16 protein-coding genes are annotated in these 25,307 nt (G+C 30.8%); 15 read left to right on the forward strand and 1 reads right to left on the reverse strand.

All coding sequences use genetic code 11. From position 1 onward, the window contains the following. Positions 1–9 precede the first annotated feature (9 nt). The 5 genes from SJY17_RS14775 to SJY17_RS14795 all read left to right on the forward strand — a co-directional run bounded on the left by SJY17_RS14775 (position 10) and on the right by SJY17_RS14795 (position 4,127). Complete coding sequence (locus tag SJY17_RS14775) at positions 10–582, forward strand: L-threonylcarbamoyladenylate synthase (RefSeq protein WP_397363341.1); 573 nt, start codon at positions 10–12, stop codon at positions 580–582. Between the two features lie 8 nt (positions 583–590). Beyond that, positions 591–2,006 carry a CCA tRNA nucleotidyltransferase gene (locus tag SJY17_RS14780; RefSeq protein WP_397363342.1) on the forward strand — a complete coding sequence of 472 codons (1,416 nt, stop codon included), beginning with the start codon at positions 591–593 and terminating at the stop codon, positions 2,004–2,006. Positions 2,007–2,011: 5 nt separating this feature from the next. Further along, positions 2,012–2,461, forward strand: coding sequence for a GNAT family N-acetyltransferase (locus tag SJY17_RS14785; RefSeq protein WP_397364889.1), 450 nt, complete (start codon positions 2,012–2,014; stop codon positions 2,459–2,461). A gap of 95 nt (positions 2,462–2,556) precedes the next feature. After that, the gene (locus tag SJY17_RS14790; RefSeq protein ID WP_397363343.1) at positions 2,557–3,573 is read left to right on the forward strand and encodes a COX15/CtaA family protein; all 1,017 of its coding nucleotides are present in this window, start codon (positions 2,557–2,559) and stop codon (positions 3,571–3,573) included. Positions 3,574–3,611: 38 nt separating this feature from the next. Further along, positions 3,612–4,127, forward strand: a complete 516-nt coding sequence (locus SJY17_RS14795) for a hypothetical protein (protein WP_397363344.1) — start codon at positions 3,612–3,614, stop codon at positions 4,125–4,127. Here the strand turns inward: SJY17_RS14795 and SJY17_RS14800 are convergent. Further along, positions 4,124–5,182, reverse strand: coding sequence for a hypothetical protein (locus SJY17_RS14800; protein ID WP_397363345.1), 1,059 nt, complete (start codon positions 5,180–5,182; stop codon positions 4,124–4,126). The two genes, SJY17_RS14795 and SJY17_RS14800, sit on opposite strands and share 4 nt — an antisense overlap. Before the next feature lie 99 nt (positions 5,183–5,281). Here SJY17_RS14800 and SJY17_RS14805 point away from each other — a divergent pair, with 99 nt between their 5' ends. The 10 genes from SJY17_RS14805 (at position 5,282) to SJY17_RS14850 (ending at position 25,275) form a co-directional block, all read left to right on the forward strand. Further along, positions 5,282–6,190 (forward strand): ABC transporter ATP-binding protein, encoded by a 909-nt coding sequence (locus SJY17_RS14805; RefSeq protein WP_397363346.1) that lies wholly within the window; start codon positions 5,282–5,284, stop codon positions 6,188–6,190. A gap of 23 nt (positions 6,191–6,213) precedes the next feature. Further along, the gene (locus tag SJY17_RS14810; RefSeq protein WP_397363347.1) at positions 6,214–7,038 is read left to right on the forward strand and encodes an ABC transporter permease subunit; all 825 of its coding nucleotides are present in this window, start codon (positions 6,214–6,216) and stop codon (positions 7,036–7,038) included. A 79-nt stretch (positions 7,039–7,117) separates the two neighbouring features. Then, positions 7,118–10,474, forward strand: coding sequence for a T9SS type B sorting domain-containing protein (locus SJY17_RS14815; RefSeq protein ID WP_397363348.1), 3,357 nt, complete (start codon positions 7,118–7,120; stop codon positions 10,472–10,474). A gap of 33 nt (positions 10,475–10,507) precedes the next feature. Beyond that, a complete protein-coding gene (locus SJY17_RS14820) occupies positions 10,508–12,346 on the forward strand; it encodes a gliding motility-associated C-terminal domain-containing protein (RefSeq protein WP_397363349.1) in 1,839 nt (612 codons plus the stop codon). Positions 12,347–12,470: 124 nt separating this feature from the next. Then, on the forward strand, positions 12,471–17,288 hold the full coding sequence (locus tag SJY17_RS14825) for a choice-of-anchor L domain-containing protein (protein WP_397363350.1): 4,818 nt from the start codon (positions 12,471–12,473) through the stop codon (positions 17,286–17,288). Positions 17,289–17,347: 59 nt separating this feature from the next. Continuing rightward, entirely contained in the window at positions 17,348–19,678 is a 2,331-nt protein-coding gene (locus SJY17_RS14830) for a choice-of-anchor L domain-containing protein (protein WP_397363351.1), read from the forward strand. A gap of 149 nt (positions 19,679–19,827) precedes the next feature. Next, positions 19,828–21,522 (forward strand): tetratricopeptide repeat protein, encoded by a 1,695-nt coding sequence (locus SJY17_RS14835; protein WP_397363352.1) that lies wholly within the window; start codon positions 19,828–19,830, stop codon positions 21,520–21,522. Continuing rightward, positions 21,522–22,241 (forward strand): LytR/AlgR family response regulator transcription factor, encoded by a 720-nt coding sequence (locus SJY17_RS14840; protein ID WP_397363353.1) that lies wholly within the window; start codon positions 21,522–21,524, stop codon positions 22,239–22,241. The genes SJY17_RS14835 and SJY17_RS14840 overlap by 1 nt, the downstream gene beginning before the upstream one ends. A gap of 104 nt (positions 22,242–22,345) precedes the next feature. Beyond that, the gene (locus SJY17_RS14845) at positions 22,346–22,750 is read left to right on the forward strand and encodes a hypothetical protein (protein ID WP_397363355.1); all 405 of its coding nucleotides are present in this window, start codon (positions 22,346–22,348) and stop codon (positions 22,748–22,750) included. Beyond that, positions 22,750–25,275: a T9SS type B sorting domain-containing protein gene (locus tag SJY17_RS14850; protein ID WP_397363356.1), complete on the forward strand. Its 2,526-nt coding sequence runs from the start codon at positions 22,750–22,752 to the stop codon at positions 25,273–25,275. Before SJY17_RS14845 ends, SJY17_RS14850 begins: the two co-directional genes overlap by 1 nt. The last annotated feature ends 32 nt before the right edge of the window (positions 25,276–25,307 follow it).

Genomic DNA, 25,307 nt, shown 5'->3' on the forward strand with positions numbered 1-25,307 from the left:
ATAATAAAAATGAGTGTTAGCATGTCTTCAGAAATAGAAAAAGCAATAGAAACTTTAAAACAAGGTGGACTTATTTTGTACCCAACAGATACAGTTTGGGGAATTGGTTGTGATGCAACAAATGCTAATGCTGTACGTAAAGTATATAAACTAAAACAGCGTGATGACTCCAAAGCCTTAATATGTTTAGTAAACAACTATAGCATGCTAGAAAGACATGTAGATAACGTTCCAAAAATAGCCTATACCATTTTAGATATTGCAGACAAACCAACTACAGTTATTTATGATGCTCCAGCTGGAATTGCAGAAAACCTAGTTGCAAAAGACAACACTTTAGCTATCAGGATTGTTAACCATACTTTTTGCGAAAAACTAATAAAATATTTTGGAAAACCAATTGTATCTACCTCAGCAAACATAGCTGGTCAGTCTACACCAAAATCCTTTAAAGAAATTGATGAAGCAGTTATAAAAGGTGTAGATTATGTCGTAAATTTGGACCAACAAAAAAATGGAGGAAACCCTTCTACTATTATTAAATTATCTAATAAAGGAGAAGTTAAAATTATCCGTGAGTAAATTTTATAATGAATTTTAAACAAGCATTACAAAACCCAATATTTAAAATCATAACTCAAGCGTCTAAAAACTTAAATTTAGACAGTTATGTTATTGGTGGTTTTGTACGTGATTACATCTTAAAAAGAGGTAATGCTAAAGACATAGATATTGTTGCTATTGGAAGCGGAATAGCACTTGCTAAAGAAGTTGCCAAACTATTACCTAACAAACCAAAAGTACAAGTCTTTAAAACGTATGGTACAGCAATGCTACGTTTTAATGATATTGAAATTGAATTTGTTGGTGCACGAAAAGAATCTTATAACGAAAATAGCAGAAACCCAATAGTCGAAAACGGAACCTTACAAGATGACCAAAACCGTCGTGATTTTTCAATTAATGCGTTAGCTTTAAACCTATCCGAAGCTAATTTTGGCGATTTACTAGACCCATTTAATGGAATTAAGGATTTAGATAATAAAATTATTAAAACGCCTTTAAACCCTGATATTACTTATAGTGACGACCCATTACGTATGATGCGTGCTGTTAGATTTGCAACCCAATTAGATTTTATAATTGAAGACGAATCTTTAAACGCAATTACTAGAAATAATGAGCGCATTAAAATTATAACTAAAGAGCGTATTGTTGTCGAGTTAAATAAAATACTAGAAAGTAAAACACCTTCAAAAGGGTTTTTATTACTTGAAAAAACTGGGCTTTTAAAACACTTTTTACCAGAAATAACAAACCTAAAAGGTATTGACGAAGTCGAAGGACAAACACATAAAGACAATTTTTATCACACTTTAGAAGTTGTGGATAACATTGCAAAAAACACAGACAATGTCTGGTTACGTTGGGCTGCTTTGTTACATGATATTGGAAAAGCACCAACAAAACGTTTTAGCAAAAAAGTAGGTTGGACCTTTCATGCGCATGAGTTTGAAGGTTCTAAAATGGTATATCATTTATTTAAGCGCTTAAAAATGCCCTTAAATGATAAAATGAAATTTGTCCAAAAACTGGTATTTATGAGCTCAAGACCTATCGTTTTAGCTCAGGATATAGTTACAGATTCTGCTGTACGACGTTTAGTTTTTGATGCAGGAGATTATGTAGATGATTTAATGACACTTTGCGAAGCTGACATCACTACAAAAAATCCAAAACGTTTTGAAAAATATCATAATAATTTTAAAATTGTTAGAGATAAAATAATTGAAGTCGAAGAAAAGGATCATGTACGTAATTTTCAACCACCTGTTTCTGGAGAAGAAATAATGAAAACCTTTAATTTAAAACCTTCAAAAGAAATTGGAATAATAAAAGAAGCTATAAAAGAAGCTATTTTAGATGGAGTAATCCCAAACGAACACCAAGCTGCTTTTAATTTAATGCTTGAAAAAGGAAAAAAATTAGGTCTAACCAAACATTAAAAATGATGTTAGAATTAATTAAAACAGATTCTAATAATCAAGATTTTATAAATCTTGTAAAACAATTAGATAGCTATTTAAAAGTTACTGATGGTGACGAACATGATTTTTATAATCAATTTAATAGTATAGATAGTTTAAAACACACTATTGTTGCCTATTTAGATAATATTCCTGTTGGTTGTGGTGCATTTAAACCTTTTAATGAAAATACTGTAGAAGTTAAACGCATGTTTACAACAGAAGTAACAAGAGAAAAAGGAGTTGCCACTCAAATCCTTCAATCACTTGAAAATTGGGCAAAAACTTTAGGTTACCACTACTCTATTTTAGAAACAGGAATTAGGCAAGTCGAGGCTGTAAAATTTTACAAAAAATGCAATTATCAAATTATAGATAATTATGGACAATATATAGGTATAGAGAATAGTCTATGCTTTAAAAAAGAATTGTAATAACAATTTGTCATTCCTACGAAAGCAGGAATCCACAATGACAATTAAAGTTTAATTAAAAAGATTCCTGCCTACGCAGGAATGACAATAAAAAGATGGAAAAAGACAACAAAAAAGTGATCTATTGGTTATTAACAGGTTGCTTACTTATTTTTATAATGGTTATTGTTGGTGGAATTACTAGATTGACACATTCTGGTCTTTCAATTTCTAATTACAAACTTATTTCTGGAACTATTCCTCCAATGAATGATATAGAATGGAAAGAAGCTTTTGATCTTTACAAACAATATCCTGAGTATCAAAAACTAAACACCCATTTTACTATTGAAGATTTTAAAGACATTTATTTCTGGGAGTGGATCCATCGTGTGATTGGTCGTTTTATTGGTTTGGTGTTTTTCTTACCATTTTTATACTTTTTATTAACAAAACAATTAACCAAACCTACCATAAAAAAATCAATCATTTTAATGTGTTTAGGTGCATTCCAAGGATTTTTGGGTTGGTATATGGTTAAAAGTGGGTTGGTAGATCGTCCAGATGTTAGTCACTACAGACTAGCTATGCATTTAACCACAGCATTTATAACCTTTGCAGCTACCTTTTGGGTCGCTTTAGACTTAATGTTTCCGTTTAGCAATGTTCAAAACACTAAGTTTAAAAACTTAGTAAGAGTCGGAATGCTAGTGTTAATTGTTCAGATTGTTTATGGTGCTTTTGTTGCAGGATTGGATGCTGGATTAGTACATAACCATTGGCCAATGATGAGTGAAGGTCAATTTATACACGAGAGTGTGTTTTTAGAAAAACAATCAGCAATTGATAGTTTTACAGAAGGCAAAAGTGGTGTGCAATTTGTGCACAGAACATTAGCATATGTTGTAGTCGTTTTTATCCTATTAATATATTTTAGAGGAAAAAAATTGGTAGAAAACAATTATCAAAGACGTGCTTTAAACGTATTAATAAGCTTAGTCTTTTTACAATTTATACTTGGTGTTTTTACACTACTATTGCAAGTTCCTGTTTGGCTTGGAGTTGCACATCAAATTGGTGCATTTTTACTACTTACAGCAATGACATTTACTCTGCATCGCTTTAGTAAATAATGTTTAAATAATGTATCTTTGCATACTTATTTTTAATTATGGTTTACAGATTCAGAGTTATACTAGACAACGATACCGAAGAAGATATTTTCAGGGATTTTGAAATTCGCGAAAGCGATACCATGGAGGATTTACATAATGTTATCACTCAAAGTTTTGGCTTTGATGGTACAGAAATCGCATCATTTTATATTAGTGACGAAGAATGGAATCAAGGCGAAGAAATTAGTCTTTTTGATATGAGTGACGGATTAAATGCTGTGAGGTTAATGAATGAAACTACAATCTCTGATACAGTACATGAAGCACAAACAAAACTAATCTACGTTTATGATTTTATGAACATGTGGACCTTTTTTGTAGAGTTAGCTGAAATTGTTGAAGTTGCTGAAGGTGTTGACTATCCTAACCTAATGTATGTCCAAGGTCAAGTACCTACTGAAGCTCCAGAAAAAGTTTTTGAAGCAGAAAAAGATGAATTTGATCAAGAGTTTGATGATGATTTTGATGTGGATGATTACGACAACCTTGATTTTGAGGAAAACTGGAATTAAAACCCTTTAGTATTTACATCTTCATAATTACGCTTAACAAACTGTAAAGCTTTTTTTAAAACTTCACCCATATTTTTACTTTTTTTAAACTCTAAATCTAATGTATAATCATAGATTTTAGATTTTAATAATTCAATATGCTTCAGGTTTGAAATAGAATCATTTATCATACAATCCAATAACTCTGTTATTCGATCATGGCAACTTATCATTCGTTTGGCAACTATAGAGCGTTCTTCAATTTTATATTGATTAATAGATTCTTTTTTAAATTTTTCAGAGACTAATGCCACAAGTTTTAAATTCTCTTTAAAAAACTGAGGTCTATATACATTAAATTTTCCTTCGTAAGATTGTTGGTCAAAATCTATTGCTCTAATTTTAAAAACTACATGATCAAAATCATGAGTTGGTACAATTACATAGTTGTAAGATCGCATGTCACCAAGCAATCTAATCATACAACGCTCGTTAAACTTAACAAACTCTTTTGCTATTTGCGATTTTTCAGGTTCTGTACAATCGTCAAGCATGTTTTCTATAAATTCGTCACCAGGTATTCCTGCAATATGCTCTTCAATTAAAGTGTTTTTATGCACCATAAAATTGAGGTTGTATGGAGACAACATATGCTCTAACTCCAACCCATAAATTCTGGAAGCATCTGCTTTTTTAACATAAAAATAAGTGTAATTATCATTTAAAATATTTCTAATTTTAATCCTAAAAGGTTTAGAATTGCCAAAAGTGCAATAATCTATTGCATCAATATTTAAAAAAGATAATGTTGTGTCATTACCATCAGAATGTAATTGAGTATACACTTTTTTTAAACTTAAGTCTATTTCTGTTCTATCAGAATCGCTAAAATAGACTCTAATCCAAAGTGTGTCTTTATCATTTTTATCATAAACAGTTATGGAACCTTGAAAACGTAATAAATCATCATAAAGCACAGAAATTTTAGAGTTTCTATTATATTCTGATAAATAATTATGTAATTTATCATTAACTGGATAAGAAGGTTTTTTCTTAGAAATTTTTAAATCGTCCATAAGTTTTATTGTTACTCAAATTTAAAACTAATTTTTAAATTGTAACATTTTTCTAGAAACATCGTCTTACTATTAAACCAACCAATAACATCAATCATCTTGGAAACTATTTTAAATATTAGTAATCTTACTAAAAAGTATGGCAGTTTAACTGCTGTAAACAATTTATCCTTTACCATTAAAAAAGGTAATGTTTATGGTATATTAGGGCCTAACGGAAGCGGTAAATCAACCACTTTAGGTATTACATTAAACGTTGTTAATGCTACCAATGGTAGCTTTAGTTGGTTTGACGGAAATACCTCAACCCACAACGCATTAAAAAAAGTAGGAGCTATTATAGAGCGACCTAATTTTTACCCTTACATGTCAGCCTACAAAAACTTAAAATTGGTGTGTAAAATTAAAGGGATAAGTGATGATAAAATTGACGAAAAACTAGAAATTGTTGGTCTTTTAGATAGAAAAGACAGTAAGTTTAAAACATTTTCTCTTGGAATGAAACAACGTTTAGCTATTGCTTCTGCTTTATTAAACGACCCTGAAATATTAATTTTAGACGAACCGACCAATGGTTTAGACCCACAAGGAATCCACCAAATTAGAGCTTTAATAAAAGAGATAGCAAGTCAAGGTACTACTATATTATTGGCATCCCATTTATTAGACGAAGTAGAAAAAGTTTGCTCTCATGTAGTGGTACTTAGAAAAGGACACAAGCTTTATGAAGGTCCTGTAGACCAAATGATTTCTAGCGAAGGCTTTTTTGAACTAAAAAGTGACAATAATCAAGCGCTTTTAGAGTATTTAAACACACATTCTAACATAAAAAACACTAAAGTAACAGATGATTTAATTACTGCTTTTTTAGACAAACCAATGTCTGCGTCTGCTTTTAATAAAGAGTTACTAGAAAAAGGGATAGCGTTATCCCATTTAGTACTAAGAAAAGAAAGCTTGGAAGAGCAATTTCTTCAGCTTACGGACAATTTAGACGATTCTAATTAATCATCAATCAAAAAACTACAATCATGTTACGACTTTTATCAATAGAATTACAAAAATTACTAGAAAACAGAACTAGTAAGATCTTAATATTTTCATCATTTATATTACCCTTTTTTGTTATTGTTTTATCCTCAATAAAAATTAACTTCTTTGGCTATTTTACTCTAGACTTAGGTAGTGTTGGTATATTTGATTTTCCATCCATTTGGCATACAACAACCTTTTTTGCTGCTCAATTTAAACTGTTTTTTGCAGTTGTTGTTGTAAGTATGGTTGCTAACGAGTATAGTAATAAAACATTAAAACAAAATTTAATTGATGGGCTAAGCAAAAAAGAATTTATCTTAACAAAGTTTAGTGCTATCGTATTTTTCTCGTTAGTATCAACCGTATTAATTGGATTAATCACTTTGGTTATTGGACTTTACTATTCCGGACAATCAGAAGCTTACTATATGTTTAGTGAGTCAATATTCCTTTTAGCATATTTTGTTAAACTAGTTGGTTTTTTTAGTCTATGCCTTTTTCTTGGTATGCTAATCAAACGATCTGCATTTGCTTTAGGCTTTTTATTCTTATTATTTATTTTAGAATGGATAGGTTATCTGGTAATTTTGAAGAATACTACAGAAGAAATTGCGACACAAATTCAGAATTTTTTCCCACTAAAATCTATGTGGAAATTAATTGATGAACCTTTTAGACGTATAGCATCTACAAAAATACCAATGAATGAAGAGTTTTTATACGATTATGCAGTCCATTGGCACGAAATTGCTATTGTTTTAGTCTGGACTACATTATTTATTTATTGGTCTTATGCATTACTAAAAAAACGTGACTTATAAAAAGCAGCTACTTTTTAACATTTAGCCTATATATTTAAAACATTTTTATAATATCTTTACTAGCTATTGCTAAACAAACATGAAAAAGATATTATTAATTCTTATACTACTTTGTAGTTACACTTTTGTGGCTCAAAACGAAGCAGCCAATTGGTATTTTGGAAACAATGCTGGTATTAATTTTGACACAAATACCAATGCAGTTACTGCTGTATTAGATGGGCAATTGTCTACAGATGAAGGCTGCACCAGTATCTCTGATGGTAATGGTGATTTATTATTTTATACAGATGGAATAACTGTTTACAATCAAAATCATTTTGTTATGGCTAATGGTAATGGTTTAGAAGGAAATCCATCTAGTACACAATCTGCTATTATTATTCCAAAACCTGGAGACCCAGATATCTACTATATTTTTACTCAAAGTACTACGTTTAGTGGTGGTTCTGATGAAGGTTTCAATTATTCAATAGTCGATATGACTCAAAACGGTGGTTTGGGTATTGTAACACTTAAGAATCAATTTTTACTTCATAAAGCATCAGAAAAATTAAGTGCAGTTTTAAGAGATTGTCAAACACAAAACATATGGGTTATTACTTTTGCGGATGATGATGCTTTAACAAATCCAGGAGCTTTAGACAATAACAATAATACATTTTATGCTTTTGAAGTCTCTGCAACTGGAGTTAATACCACACCTGTAATTTCTAATGTGCCAATCACAATAAATGAAAGAAGAGGTTATCTTAAGTTTTCTCCTAATGGAGAAAAAATAGCTTGTGCTAATGTTGGAAGTGGCCTATATCTTTTCGATTTTGATACTTCAACAGGTATGGTAAGTAACCCTGAACAAGTTATAACTACATTTGACCCTCAAGGCAAACCTCAATCTCCTTATGGAGTAGAGTTTTCACCTAATAATAATGTTTTATATGTATCAACTTATTTTGAAACATTACAAGCTGACTTTAACAACCCTAATGCGCAATATGGTGCATTATTACAATACGATTTAACAGCTGGAGATATTAATGCTATCAATGCATCTGAGCGAGTTTTAGATGAAAGAATCATGTACAGAAGTGCTTTACAACTTGGTCCTGATAGTAAAATTTATAAAACAGAAAGTAGTACATATAGTACTGGTTTAGATTATTTAACATATATAAATAATCCAAACATATATAACGACCCAAACAATTATAATTATATTAATAATCAAATTGATTTAGTTGGTCGACTATCAAGACAAGGACTACCACCTTTTATAGCTTCATTTTTTGCAGAAAAAATAGATATTATTCCTACAGATGTTACAAACACAGTTAATCTTCCCTTATGTGTAGGAGAAAATTACACCCTAATTGCAGAAGATATTCCAGGTGCAACTTACACTTGGACGCAAGACGAAGTGCTAATTCCTACACCAGTAATCCCAAATGAATTATTAATTAATGCCAATGGTAATTATGAAGTTTTAATCGAACTAAATAATAATGATTGCGAAACAAAAGAAGGACAAGCAATTGTAACTTACTACGATGTTCCAATAGCAACACAACCAAACGATATTATAATTTGTGATGATGATAATGATAATATATCTTCTTTTCTATTCTCAGATTTAGATGCTGACATTTTAAATGGTCAAGATGCTATTGTTTTTAGTATTAAATATTTTGCTTCTCAAGCAGATGCGGATTTAGACCAAAACGAATTAGCAAGTCCTTACTTAAATACAAATCCTCAAGAAACCATTTTTGCAAGAATATTTAATAGCAATAACACAAATTGCTATGATACTACTAGCTTTAACATTGAAGTCTATAACACTCCAGTAATTGGAACTCTAGCAGATTTTGAAAATTGTGATGACCTTTCTGATGGAGATGATACTAATGGGCAAACCACTATTGATTTGTCAACTTACCATCCAGAAGTCTATGGTACGCAAAGCACTACTCTTTTTGATATATCTTATCATAGTTCTCAAAACGATGCTGATTTAGGAAACAATCCTTTGGCTTTAAACTATTATAATACAACACCAATTAACCAAACCATTTTTGTGCGTTTAGAAAACACAAATAATTCAGACTGTTTTGCAACGCAAAGTATTAATCTAACTATTAACCCAGTTCCAGAAGCCTTTAACTCAGTACTTTTTCAATGTGATGAGGATAGTATTCCTGATGGTTATACTGCTTTTAATCTAACAGAAGCTATTCCTGAATTAACCAACAATGCTACCGATGTTTCTGTTACTTTTTATGATAGTTTAACCGAAGCTCAATCTGAGACAAACCCTTTAACAGCTACTAATTACAGTAATGCTAATAATCCTCAAACACTTTATGCTGTTGTAACTAACACAACTAGTAATTGCTCATCTATTTCAGAATTAACGTTAGAAGTAAGTACAACAAATATTAATGATTATAATGCGCCAGCTTTATGTGATGAACTTGGGTCTGAAGATGGATTAAACACTTTTGATTTAGGTAGTTTTTCTGCAGACATATTAAATGGCTTACCTCCAGGAATTACCATTAATTATTACCAAACCTATGATGATGCATTGTTAGAACAAAACGTTTTACCATTAGCCTATAATAACTCTACACCTTATAGTCAGATTATTTTTGCTAGAGCAGAAAATGCAAATGCTTGTTATGGTATAAACGAAATTACATTAACTGTAAATCCTCTTCCACAATTGTCTGATGACGAAACACTTATATATTGTTTAAACGATTTTCCTTCAACAATAGAGCTTACAACTACAAATCCAACAAATAATAATTATTCTTATAGCTGGTCTACAAGTGAGACAACTGAGTCTATAAATATTAACACAATAGGTACTTATACAGTTACAGCAACAACAATTGAAGGCTGTACTAAAACAAAAACAATAATTGTAGAACCTTCTAACATTGCAACAATAGAAGATATTGTTGTTATTGACGGAAGTCTTAATAATAACCAAGTCACTGTTATTGCTACTGGAGAAGGCGTTTATCAGTTTGAATTAGTAGATGCAGAAGGTGTATCTTCTGGTTTTCAATCTGACAATGTATTTAGCAACGTAAAACCTGGTATTTACACTGTAAATGTAAAAGATGTTAGAAATGATTGTGGAACCGTTGATGACTTATTTTCGGTTATTGGTTTTCCTTTATATTTTACACCAAATAATGATAACCAAAATGATTATTGGCAAGTTTATGGTGTATCAAGTCAGTTTCAACCTAACTCTGTAATTTATATTTTTGACAGATATGGTAAGTTATTAGCACAAATTAGCCCTTCCAGCCAAGGTTGGGATGGTACTTTTAATGGACAACCTATGCCAACCAATGACTATTGGTTTGCTGTAACTTTACAAGATGGTCGTGTTTATAAAAGCCATTTTACTTTAAAGAGATAGTAATTTTGTATTTTTAAGCAAGATTAACATTTAATGAAACAAATTGCTTTTGCTTTTATTCTGTTTTTCATTTGCTTCCAAAAAGCAAATTCGCAAGACATTTCACTTTTCCAACAATTTAATGGAAGGTATGACTATATAGCTATTGGTAACACATTAAATCAAGCAGAAAACAATTTATCTCAAGCCTTTTGCGAAATTCTGCCTTCCTCTCAAGCAACATTAACCTTACCTAACAACACAACTATTCTTGCTGCTTATTTATTTTGGTCTGGATCCGGAACTGGTGACACAGAAGTGACATTAAACACTACTTCTATTACAGCAGAAGACACTTTTACAGTAGATTTTAATGCTGGTACAAACGGTTTATTAACCTATTTTGCTAGCTATGCAGACGTAACCAATCAAATTCTGGCAGAAGGTAACGGAAACTATCAATTTTCAGATTTAGATATTTCTAATGTATTAGCCAATACACCTGGTTATTGTAATAACAGAACAAATTATGCAGGTTGGAGTTTATATGTTATTTACGAAGACAGTACACTACCTCTTAATCAAATTAACTTGTTTTTAGGTTTAGAAATAATAAACTCTACAGTACAGGACAAAACCATTGTTTTAGAAAATGTAAATGTATTAGACAATGATAATGCAAAAATTGGATTTTTAGCTTGGGAAGGTGATAACGCTTTAAACTTTGGAGAATCATTATCTATTAACGGAAACGTCTTATCAAATCCACCACTTAATCTTCCAGACAATGCGTTTAATGGAACAAATAGTTTTACAAATGCTACAGATTTTTATAATGCAGATTTAGATGTTTATAATATTGAAAACAACATCCAAATTGGAGACACACAAGTGACCATTAATCTAACCACAGGAGGATTAGATACAAACGGAATTTTTAGAGCCGATTTAATTATAATAAATAATATTATAACTGTTTTAAACAGTCAATTACCTGATGCTACTGTCGTTTTAAACAATTATGATGTAGCATGCGCAAACAGAGAAGTTACTATAGATTATTCTGTTTTTAACACCAATAGCACTGCTACACTTCCAGCAAACACACCAATTTCATTTTTTATAGACAATATTTTAATTGCTCAAAGTCAAACACTAAATGATATCCCAATTGGAGGAGAAGAAAACAATCAAATTAGTATTCAAATTCCAGACAATTTTTCAGATATATTTATTCTCCAAATAGCAGTAGATAATGATGGTTCTAATAATGGAATTATAACAGAAACCAATGAAATTAACAACGACACTTTTCAATTAATCGAATTAATTCCATTTCCAGAAACAACCCAACTACAATCAGTGTTAGAATGCGACGAAGGAGCTAATCAAGCTACTTTTGACTTAACACAAGCTTTAAACCAAATTAATCAAAATGATTACTTAAGTTTTTCGTATTTTGAAACATTAGAAGACATTGCTACTAATAATTTTATAATTAATCCAACTAATTATTTTTCTAACACAACACCACAAAGCATCTATATTACTGCAGAAAACAACCTTTGTTTTGATATTTATATTTTTAATTTACTAACAGAAAACTGTCCTCCTATTGTTCCAGAAGGATTTTCTCCAAATCAGGACGGAATAAACGACTTTTTTAATATTCAAGGATTGTATTCCGTTTTTGAACAACATGAATTATTAATTTATAATCGTTATGGTACCTTAATCTTTAAAGGCGATAATAATACAAAATGGTATGGTCAAATTAACGAAGGGTTAACTAATCAAGGAAAAACAGTTCCAGTTGGCACTTATTTTTATGTTCTTAATTTAAACGACCCTAGTTATAACGTACAAACTGGTTGGGTTTATGTAAACTATTAAAATACAATTATTTAACAACAAACTTTTAATCGATATTATTTGTCTTTTATCGAGTAATTGTTTAATATTGTACTTTATAACGATAAAATATGTTTTTTGTCGTGATTTACAAAACAAAACCTCAATGAGACTTAACCTAAAAACCTCTCTTGTTATTGTATTCGCACTACTATCAATAGGTAGTCATGCGCAGCAAATTTCTGTAAACGATTCTTTTACAGCACAACAGCTGGTAGAAAATAATTTAGTACAAGGTTGCGTAGAAGTAACCAACATTAATTCTACAATTAATGGAACTGCAAATGGATTTTCTAGTTTTGGTTATTTTGAAAAATCAAGTTCTAACTTTCCTTTTGAAAACGGAATTATGCTTTCAACTGGAAATGTAAACTCTGCTGGAAACACATTAAACACTAACCCACTTAACGAAGGTACTCCAACATGGACAACTGATCCAGACCTAGAAGCTGCTTTAGGTATAACAAATACTTTAAACGCGACGTCAATAGAATTCGATTTTATTTCAACATCTAGTACAGTTCAATTTAATTATATATTAGCATCAGAAGAGTATTTTGCTGAATATCCTTGTTTGTATTCGGATGGTTTTGCTTTTTTAATTCGCGAAGCTGGTAGTGGTAATCCTTATCAAAATATTGCAGTAGTTCCAGGGACTAATATTCCAGTAAACACAAATACTATTCATGATGAAATTGTTGGGTTTTGTCCAGCAGAAAATAATCAATTTTTTGAAGGTTATAATCTTGGAGATACTAATTTTAATGGTCGTACTTCTGTATTAACAGCTTCCGCTAGCATTACTCCAAATGTACAATACAATATCAAATTAATAGTTGCAGATCAAACAGACAGAAACTTTGATACTGCTGTATTTATTGAAGGTAATAGCTTTACTGACAGTATAAATTTAGGAGACGATATTACAACTTGTGATGCCTCTACGATTTTAGATGCAACCACAGATAATACACAAGCTACCTATGAATGGTCATTCAATAATACTATTATAAATGGAGAAACTAATAGCACTTTATTAGTTACTACAGATGGTAATTATTCTGTACAAATAACGGTACCTTTAAACAATGACACGTGTACTTTTGAAGATGATGTAAATGTAACATTAAACACAATCCAAAATGGACCATCTATTACAAATATAGAAGTTTGTGATGATGCCTCAAATGATGGAGAAAACACATTTAATTTAACAACGCAAATACCTGAAATAGAAGCCTCTTTACCTACAGCAACTTACACTACAAGTTTTCATTTAAGTCAAACTGAAGCTGAAAACGACACCAATAGCCTATCGTTCTATTTAAGTACAATCCCAACTCAAACCATATATTACAGAGCACAAGATGATGCTACTGGTTGTATATATATAGGAACGTTTAATGTTATAATTAATCCATTTCTTACAATTACAAATCCAACACCTTTAACGGTTTGTTCGACTGGAGGAGCTTCTGTAAATTTAACAGACAAGGATGACGAAGTCTCAAATAGTAATGCAAATTATAATGTAAATTATCATTTTAATATAACAGATGCACAGAGTGGCGCAAATCCAATTGCTGCACCTTATTCTCCAGCAACTAATACTGAAACTCTATTTGTAAGTATTGTAGACATTACAACAGGTTGTAGCACTACAACAACTTTAGATATTGAAGTTTATACTAATCCATCAATCAATCCAGAAACACAATTATTAGATGCTTGTGAGCAGGATGGCGATGGTTACGATACGTTTGATTTAACTCAAAATATTGATGATGTATTACAAGGATTAACAAATGTAATTGTAACTTATCATGAAACTCAAGACGATGCTAACAATGGAATAAACCCTATAGCTAATCCAACTAGTTTTCCAAATACAGACGATTTTGTCCAAACCGTTTTTATAAGAGTTGAAGACAACACAACAGGTTGTGCTTCCGTTGTTCCTTTAGAATTACATACGTTTTTACTAGAAACTGGAACAGAAATTACTGATTATTATGAATGTGATGATGCATCAAATGATGGTATTGTAGATTTTGATTTACTTCAAGTTGCAATTCAAATTATTAACGGTTTAGATAATGTAACCGTAGATTTTTATGAAACTGAAGCAGACCAATTAGCAAATACAAACCCAATTAATCAAAACGTGCAATATGAAGTAACAAGTACACCTAAAACACTTTACATTGTTTTAAACAGCACAACTTGTACACACAACTCTTCTATACAATTAATTATTAATGATGGTTTTGTAATACAAACATTAACCACTCAAAATTATTGCGATACAGATTCTGATGGATTTACAAGTATAGATTTATCAAGTTTTGACGATTATGTTTCTACAGGAATTTTAGACACTTCAGTAACTTATTTTGAAACGCAAGCAGATCTTGATTCAAATTCAAATCCATTACCAACTTTTTATGACAATACAACTAACCCGTTAACGGTTTATGTAAGTGTAGAAAATAGCAATGGATGTTTTGCAACTTCTGCTTTAACAATACAGGTATTACCTGCTCCATTAACTTCTACTCCAGCTGATATATTAATTTGCGATGATGATCAAGATGGATTTTCTGTAATAGATTTAACTGCTACTATTAACCAAATTGTATCAGATACAACAAACAGAACAATTACGTTTCATACCTCTCAAGTAGATGCAGAAACTAGTACTAATCAAATTACAGACACTGTAAATTATAATACAGATACACAACTAGTGTTTTGCAGAGTTGAAAACACAACAACTGGATGTTACTCTATAGAAACAATAACAATTTATGTAAATACACTTCCTGTTTTTAATCCTATAACAACTTTAACAAGTTGCGAAACTGATGGTAATCAAATAGGCGAGTTTATTTTTATTGACAAAGACGCAGAAATTTTAAATGGTCAAACTGGAAAACAAGTTAGGTATTTTACTTCTCAATCTGATGCTGATTCTGGAAGTAATGCTATTACCAAAACCGCTATTTTTGAAAACACAAGTAATCCGCAAACTATATATGTAAGGGTTCAAAATTTTACAGATGCAAATTGTTTTGGAACTTCTTCCTTTCAAATAGAAGTTGGATCTAATCCAATTTACAATGCGCCAACAGACGTATTTGTTTGTGACGATGTTAGTAATGATGGCTTTGACACATTCGATTTAACACAGATTTCAACTCAAATTAGTCAAGGATCTCCAGAAACATTAAACATAACGTATCATTTAACCTTAGCAGATGCAGAAGCACAAACTAATCCTCTACCAGATAACTTTACAACTACTGTAAATCCTCAAGAGGTCTTTGCAACCATAGATAATGGGACTTTTTGTAAAGGAATTGCTAGTTTTGAGTTTAACGTTATTGCTGTTCCTGAAACTAATATAGCAACAGCTTTGCAAACTTGTGATGATGACACAGATGGATTTGCAACTTTTGATTTAACTGTTTCAGAATTTGAAGTATTGTCTATTAGACAAGATAATACTGTTGTAGAATATTATACAACTTCAGAAAATTTAGAACAAGGTATAAATCAAATTACCAATCCTAATAACTTTACAAATACGTCAAATCCTCAAATTGTATTTATAAAAGTACTAAATACAGTATCTAATTGTTATGCCGAAATTCCGTTAGAACTAATAGTAGAAGTACCGCCAGTTATTAATCAAAATGTAACGATTAACCTTTGTGAAGAGGCTACTTTTACATACAATTTAAATGATGCTTTAGCAGATTTAATAGATACTACTCAAAATATAGAAACCACTTTTTACGCTTCTCAAACAGATGCAGACACACAGCAAAACCCTTTAGATCCTAACTATATTTACACTATAGGCAACCATAGCATTTTTGTTAGAGCTAATTATATTGGTAGTACTTGTTTTAGTATCGAACCTTTTGTTTTAGCAGCTAATCCTACTCCAACAATTGGAAACATACAAAGCCTACAAACTTGCGATGATGATTTTGATGGAATTGCTAACTTTAATCTAGCACAGCAAACATCAGTTATTTTAGGTGGACAAAATCCTTCAAATTTTACAGTATCATATTATACCACTCCAGATGATGCAGAAAACAACACTAATGCACTATCTAATTTAGTTGTTAGTGTAGAAAACAATATGCAATACTTTGCAAGAATAGAAAACAATACATCAAACTGCTATACAACAACTAGTTTTGAAACAATTGTAAACAGAAAACCAGAATTGGACATTCCAGATCAAGTATTATGTTTAGACAATTTACCATTATTAGTTTCGGCAGAAACTAATGTGCCAACAGATAGTTACTCTTGGTCTACAAATAATACAACAAGTTATATCGAAATTGATCAAGTTGGAACCTATTCAGTAACCGTAACAACACAATATGGTTGTACAACCTCAACAACGTTTACAATCTCAGAATCTGAAGCTGCAACAATTGATTTTACTGAAACAGTAGATTTTTCAGATCCAAATAACATTACGATAGAAGTTTCAGGAATTGGAGATTATCTATATCAATTTAATGACGAAGAGCCACAAGAATCTAACTTTTTTAGCAATGTACCAATAGGTCCACATATCATTACAGTTATCGATTTAAATGGATGTAATTCAACTTCAAAAGAAGTAGTCATCATTGATGTTCCAAAATTTGTAACTCCAAATGGAGATGGTTATTTTGATACTTGGCATATTACTGGTGTTAATCAATTAACTGGTACAATCGTAACCATTTATGATCGTTATGGTAAATTACTAAAAACCTTAACTCATACTTCTCAAGGTTGGGATGGTAGATATAATGGTAACTTAATGCCTGCTAATGATTATTGGTATGTTGCAGATGTAAAAAAAGGAACTGTAGAGTTTCAGATAAAAGGACATTTTACACTAAAGCTTTAACATTTCAATATTCATTTAAAAACTAATTGTTGCTTACCTTTGTAGCCCATAAAAAAGGTATGCAAAAAATAATTGTATTTTTTCTTTTATTATTTACCACTATTCTGTCTGCACAAAATGTAGTTACAGATAGCCAGACTTATACACCACAACAACTTATAGAAGATGTCTTAATAGATAGTAATTGCATTACTAATGTACAAGTGACTAATGTAGTTGGTGGCGATTTTGGAGGAACAGACCAAAGTTATGGTTATTTTGATGCAACTGGTACAACATTTCCGTTTCAAAGTGGTATTGTTTTAAGTACTGGACGTTTAAGCAATGTCAATGGTCCAAACACTTCTTTAAGTGATGATGATGCTACAAATTGGACTGGAGATCAAGATCTAGAAAACATTTTAAATGAAAACAATACACTAAATGCAACCATTATAGAATTTCAGTTTACTTCTGCAGCAACACAAATTAGCTTCAATTATATATTTGCTTCAGAAGAATACCAAGAAGGCAACTCAAACACATGCCAATTCTCTGACTTATTTGGCTTTTTAATTCGCGAAAGCGGAACACAACAATATCAAAATATAGCGTTAGTACCAAATACACAAACTCCTGTAAAGGTAACTACAGTTCACTCTGGTATTCCTGGAGCATGCGACCCAATTAACGAGTTTTATTTTGAAAGCTGGAATAATAATACAGCTCCAGTAAACTTTAATGGACAGACAAAAGTGTTAACTGCTAATGCCATTACAACTCCTAACACAACTTATGAAGTAAAATTAGTCATAGCAGACGAGCATAATTATCGTTATGATTCCGCAGTATTTTTAGAAGCAAGTAGCTTTCAATTAACCACAGATTTAGGCCCAAACTTATTAGAAAATACCAATAATGCCTTGTGTACAAACGACACGATAGAACTTGATGCCACACAAACTGGAACAAATACTTATGCATGGTTTGAAAACGGAATATTATTAAACGCTCAAACCAACCCAACCCTTTTAGTCTCTGATTCTGGAACGTATAATGTAGAAGTCACTTTAGCAAATGGTTGTATTAGTTATGGCGAAATTATTATTGAAGAATTTACACCTTTTACAACTGCAAATACAACACTTACAGAATGTGATTTAGATCAAAATGGAGTAACAAACTTTAATCTTTTAAATGCAGAACAAACCATTTTAGATAGTAATCCTGACTTATCAATTATTGGGTTTTATCAATCGCAAACAGATGCAGAACAGCAACAAAATGCAATTGCAACTCCAGAAAATTTTGAAAACACATCCATTAATCAAACCGTTTTTGGGCTTATAATAAATAATCAAACTGGATGTTTTTCAATTTCAGAGATTACTTTGCAAATCTCTAATAACACATTACCAGTTTATAATCTTGACGCTTGTGATGATGGTGATATTGATGGACTTACAACGTTTAATTTAGACCAAGTCACCACTCAAATCACACCTTTTGTTCCTGCAAATGCAGTGGTTACTTATTATTTAAATGAAGATGACGCTTTCGCGGAAATCAATCCGTTGCCAACAAACTTTGAATCTACAGAAGCAGATTTCCAAACTATTTTTGCTCAGGTTACAGTAAATGGGTCTGACTGTTACGCAATAACCACAGTAGATTTAAGTGTGTTGTTTACACCAGAAATTTCAGAAAACGAAACTGTAGAATATTGTTTAAATAACTATCCCGAAACAATCACTTTACTTGGTGGAATACTAAACGATTTGCCAAACAATTATTATTACCAATGGTTATTAAATGCTAGTGATACTGGAGTTAACACTTCTTTTATTGAAGTGAATGAAATTGGAACATTTACAGTAATAATTACAGATCCAAACGGTTGCTCAAACACAAGAGACATTTCTGTCTTACCTATTGAAGCACCAATTATAGATAGCATAGATTTTACAGAACTAACAACCAACAACACTGTAACAATTAACGTATCCAACACTTTAGATGTAGAATATGCTTTGGATAACGATAGTTTTCAGTCGTCAAATACATTTACAAATGTATCATCTGGATTACACACTGTTTATGTTAGAGACTCAGACAATTGTGGACAAACAGAACAAACTATTGCTATTTTAGGTTTTCCTCAATATTTTACACCAAATGGAGATGTTTACAATCAATATTGGAAACCAAATGGGATGACAGCACATTTTAATGCTACATTAGACATTAAAATATTTGATCGTTTTGGTAAATTCCTACACCAAATTAATCCCGAAACCAATGGTTGGGATGGAACAATAAACGGTAACCCATTACCTACCAATGACTATTGGTATATTATAACACGACCAGATGGTCAAACTTATAAAGGTCATTTTAGTTTAAAGCGCTAAAATTTTATCAATAAAATCTGACAAACAAATTCTTTATTATTAACTTTAAAAGATTTATAATTAGTTTCAAACTGTATATTTGTTAATATATTTCCAAAAAAACATTAACGCCACACTAATGTTTCTATAGTAATAATTTATACAGACAAATGAAGCAAACGACTCTTCTTATTTTTATTTTAATTCTAACTTTATTTAATAGTTGTGATAAAGACAAGGATATGGATATGGAAACTATGTCTGATTCAGAATTTATAAATTTTATATCTACAAACAACTATAATAAATCTATTTTTAGAATAGATAGTCTTCTAAAAAATAACACCTATTCTACACATAAATCTGCACTTTTATATTTTGAAAAAGGAACTATTCTTGGAATTATAGAAAAAGACATTGAAGCTATTGGAAGCTTAAACAAAGCATTAGAGTTTTTTACAAAAGAAGACAATCAGTTATATATTGCTAAAACCAATATGCTTTTAAGCGATTCTAATGCCTATATCTTCAAAAACACAAAAGCTGCCTCACATGTTACTGTTGCTTTACAAATATTTAGAAAATTAAACGATAAAAATGGAGAAGCAAAAGCCCTAAACTCATTAGGTCATATTGAGTTTCAACAAAAAAATTATATAAAATCTATTCAGCATGTAAAACAAGCTGCTCAAATTCAGGAAAAATTACAAGACACTGCAACACTTTCTGCTTCTTATAATAATATTGGTTTTATTTTAGAGCAAATTAAAGACATAGAAAATGCTAAGGAATATTATAAAAAAGCCATAGAGCTAAACAATAAAACAAACAGAAAAAACACCAATGCACTAAGAAATTTAGGATATGTCTATCTATTAGAAAATAAGACAGAAAAAAGCAAAGACATGTATCTTAAGGCTTTAGATATAGAAAAGCAAACAGGTGTCCATTCCATTCAAAAAGAAGTTTACGACGTATTGTTACAATTATCTATCAAAGACAAGAATTTCAAAAACTCTTCTCTTTACATTACAAAAAGAGACTCTTTAAACCAGTTAATTACAAAAATAGAAAACGAAGAAAAAATAAAATTAATTGAAGACCAATACAGTTTAATTACTAAAGAATCTGAATTAAAACAGCAAATAGAAATTAACAACAAAAATCGAATAATATTTATTATTGTTGCTGGAAGCCTATTTTTATTTGGGCTTTTCTTATTTCAAAGACACAAAAACTCTGAGTTAAAACTTAACCAAGACAAATTAATTTTAGAGCAGAAAGTATTGCGTACTCAAATGAATCCGCATTTTATATTTAATGCACTAACCTCTATTCAAAAATCTGTTTTTGATAACAATCCTATGGAATCTGCCACTTATCTTTCAAGGTTTGCAAAATTAATCAGACAAAATTTTGAGTTTGTAAATAAAAAAGAAATCTTTTTATCCGAAGATTTAGATGCGCTTAAAAACTATATCGAAACACAGCAACTACGTTTTGATAATAAGTTTAATTACTTAATTAACATTGCTAAAGACATAGATCCTACTTACACAAAAATCCCTCCAATGTTATTGCAACCATTTGTTGAAAACGCAATAGAACATGGTTTAAAATCTAAAACCGAAAAAGGAAATCTAACAATAGATATTACAAAAAAAGAGGGCTTATTTTGTTTTAAAATCATTGATGATGGTATTGGAATCCAAGAAGAAAACAAAAATAAAAATAGAGAACACGCTATTGATATATTTAAAAAACGACTAACTTTAAGAAAATTAGGAGAAGAAAAACGTTTTAAAATAACTACTAACAAAAACACACAAGGCACAATTATAACCTTTTACTTAAACTTAAATTAATGTTTAAAATTGCTATTATAGATGATGAAAAGAATGTTAGAATTGTAATTAAAAAATTACTAAATATTCTATATTCTAATTGCGAAATAGTTGCAGAAGCAGCATCTATAAAAGAAGCACTAACAGTCATACCAGAAGCCAAACCAGACATAGTGCTTTTGGATATTGAGCTAGAAGATGGTAATGGGTTTTCATTATTAAATCAATTACCAAACCTTGATTTTAAGCTAATTTTTATAACCGCCTTTAACCAATATGCTATAAAAGCATTTAAGTTTAATGCTCTAGATTATGTACTTAAACCAATAGAACCAACAGAACTTCAAAACGCTGTAGATAAAGCTCAAAAAAGTGTTTATACAGAAAACGAATTAAAACAATTAATTAATAATGCAGAAAATAATAAAACAACAAAGATTGTAATAAACACTACAGAAAAGTCTCACTTTATTCCTATAACAGATATTATTTATTGCAAAGCAGAAGGATCATACTCCACAGTATTTACTAAAGGCAAATCTATTTTAGCTTCAAAAAACTTAAAACATTTTGAAGAGTTACTAGAAGATCAAGGATTTATTAGAACACACCAATCTTACTTAGTTAATAAATCAAAAATTGAATCGCTTAAAAACAATACACTTATACTAAAGGATAGTACAGAAATCCCTATTTCCGTAAGAAGAAAATCAGAAATTAACGTGCAATTAAACTCGTAAAACTTTACGAATACAAATTCATTTACTACACTTACAAAACAACATGTTGCTATTTAAAGATACAACTGTATTTTTATAGTCAATTAATTTTTGCTCCCAAGCAGATGAATTTAATCTACTCAAAAAAAGAGAACCCACACTTATATTTTATTTTAGGTTTAGCTATTTTAATCATTTTTATTGCAGGAATTTACTTTGTTGACAGGTATTTATGGTACATTTTAGTACCAATGGGAATTATAATAAACAAAGGGATAAATATCACAAAAAACAAAGTAATTCCTGTGATTAAATTAAATAATGAAGGCTTAACAATTCTAAAAGAAAATCAAGAAAACATATTATATCCATACTCAGATATTGTTGAGATTAGTATGAACTCAAATCTCTTAAATGGATTTCTAAAGACAAAAGATAATTCAAAAAAAATTCATTTAAATTCCGTAGCTATACCAATTACCAAACAAAAAGAGATAGTAGATATTGTTACAAGTAAAATCCATAAATAATGAATCTTAAAAGCTTTAGTTTTTCCGCATTATTCTTATTGTTTAGCATTTTATCTTTTGGTCAAGTAACACCTACAGAAAAAACTGCTCTTCAGGCAATATTTAACTCACTTGATGGACCTAACTGGAATAGACAAAACACTTCTGACACAACTAATAATTGGGATTTTATTCAACCAAATAATAACAGTTCATCTCTTTATTCAATAAATTATATGTCAAATGTAAATGGAGCAATAGTAGGAGATGGAACAACAAATACTGATTATTTTGGACCAAATAATTGGGGAGGAAATTATGGAGATTGTACTTCTGGAAATTGGAGATGGATACATGCATTGTGCTCTGAATGTTTAATTAACAATAAAGATGTTTCAGTAAAACAGAACAATAATAATGGTTCTACTTGGTATGCTGGAGGTGGTGCTTCAAGGTACATGGTGATAGATTTGTCTATGTCAAGAACTTTTAATGAATTAAGAGTATTTCAAATGTTTAGTGATGGAAAAGTTACTAGTTTAAGAATGTATTCTCATTTAAATACTACAACAGTACCATTTTATTCTGATACTGGTTGGACACCAATTTTTACAGAGACTACAATAGGTGCTGGTGTTATAACTGGAGACACTGTTAGTATGCCTACTATCATAAATTTTCCATATACAACTTCAAGGTTTCTATTAATAGAGGCAAAAAACGATGGGTCATTAGGTAATCCTTCATATACTGAAATAAGAGAATTAAAACTTTTTGATAATAATAGCGCAACACCTGCTCCTATAGATTCAACAGAAACACCAACATTTACTCAAGTTACACCTATTTGTGAAGGTGGTATTCTAAACGCTTTACCTACAACTTCTGATAACGGAATCACAGGTATTTGGTCACCAGCTTTAAATACAACTGCAACAACAGAATATACTTTTACACCAGACTTAGGGCAGTGTGCAACAACAAACACAATGACTATTACAGTAAATCCTGCTCCAGCAGAACCAACAGGTTTAGAATGTTGGGAAACTGCAGCGTTTAATAACGCAACATGCTCTTGGGATGTTACTGGAACACAACCTAATCAGCCAACTCTAGAATGTTGGAAAACTGCAACTTTTAATACCACAACATGTACTTGGGATGTTACTGGAACACAACCTAATCAGCCAACTCTAGAATGTTGGGAAACCTCTACGTTTAATAACGCAACATGCTCTTGGGATGCTACAGGAACACAACCTAACCAACCGACTCTAGAATGTTGGGAAACCTCAACGTTTAATAACGCAACATGCTCTTGGGATGTTACTGGAACACAACCTAATCAACCAACTTTAGAATGCTGGGAAACTGCGATATTCAATAACACAACATGTTCTTGGGATGTTACTGGAACACAAACTAATCAGCCAACTCTAGAATGTTGGGAAACCTCAACGTTTAATAACGCAACATGCTCTTGGGATGTTACTGGAACACAACCTAATCAACCAACTTTAGAATGCTGGGAAACTGCAATATTCAATAACACAACATGTTCTTGGGATGTTACTGGAACACAACCTAATCAGCCAACTCTAGAATGTTGGGAAACCTCAACGTTTAATAACGCAACATGCTCTTGGGATGTTACTGGAACACAACCTAATCAGCCAACTCTAGAATGTTGGGAAACCTCAACGTTTAATAACGCAACATGCTCTTGGGATGTTACTGGAACACAACCTAATCAACCAACTTTAGAATGCTGGGAAACTGCAATATTCAATAACACAACATGCTCTTGGGATGTTACTGGAACACAACCTAATCAACCAACTTTAGAATGCTGGGAAACTGCAATATTCAATAACACAACATGTTCTTGGGATGTTATTGGAACACAACCTAATCAGCCAACTCTAGAATGTTGGGAAACTGCAACATTCAATAGCTCAACATGCTCTTGGGATGTTATTGGTACACAACCTAATCAGCCAACTTTAGAATGTTGGGAAAATGCAACGTTTAATAACACAACATGTTCTTGGGATGTTACTGGAACGCAACCAATTTTTGACTTAACCGAATCAAATATTGAAATTGATATTCAGGACTTAACTGTCTATATGGATGACAACTCAATTGATTATGAATATTCAGTTGATGGAATTAACTTTCAATTAAATCATCAGTTTTTTGATTTAGATGAAGGTAACTATACATTATATGTTCAAGATTACTATGGATGTATTCAAAAAGAAATTGATTTTGAAATATTCGTCATCCGATTTAAAGTGCCTAAATTCTTTACACCAAATAATGATAGCACTAATGATTATTGGCAAGTTTTAGATGTTGACAACACTATTAAAACAATACAAATTTTTGATAGATACGGAAAACTTATCAAACAAATAAGCCCAAATTCTCTAGGTTGGGATGGAACTTTTAATGGTAAACCATTAATAACTAATGATTATTGGTACATAATACAGCTAAATTCTGAAAAATACATCAAAGGACATTTTACATTAAAACGTTAACTTTTATTGAACAAACTTTCTGCATTTTATTG

Source organism: Olleya sp. R77988 (assembly GCF_044594215.1).
Taxonomy (GTDB): domain Bacteria; phylum Bacteroidota; class Bacteroidia; order Flavobacteriales; family Flavobacteriaceae; genus Olleya.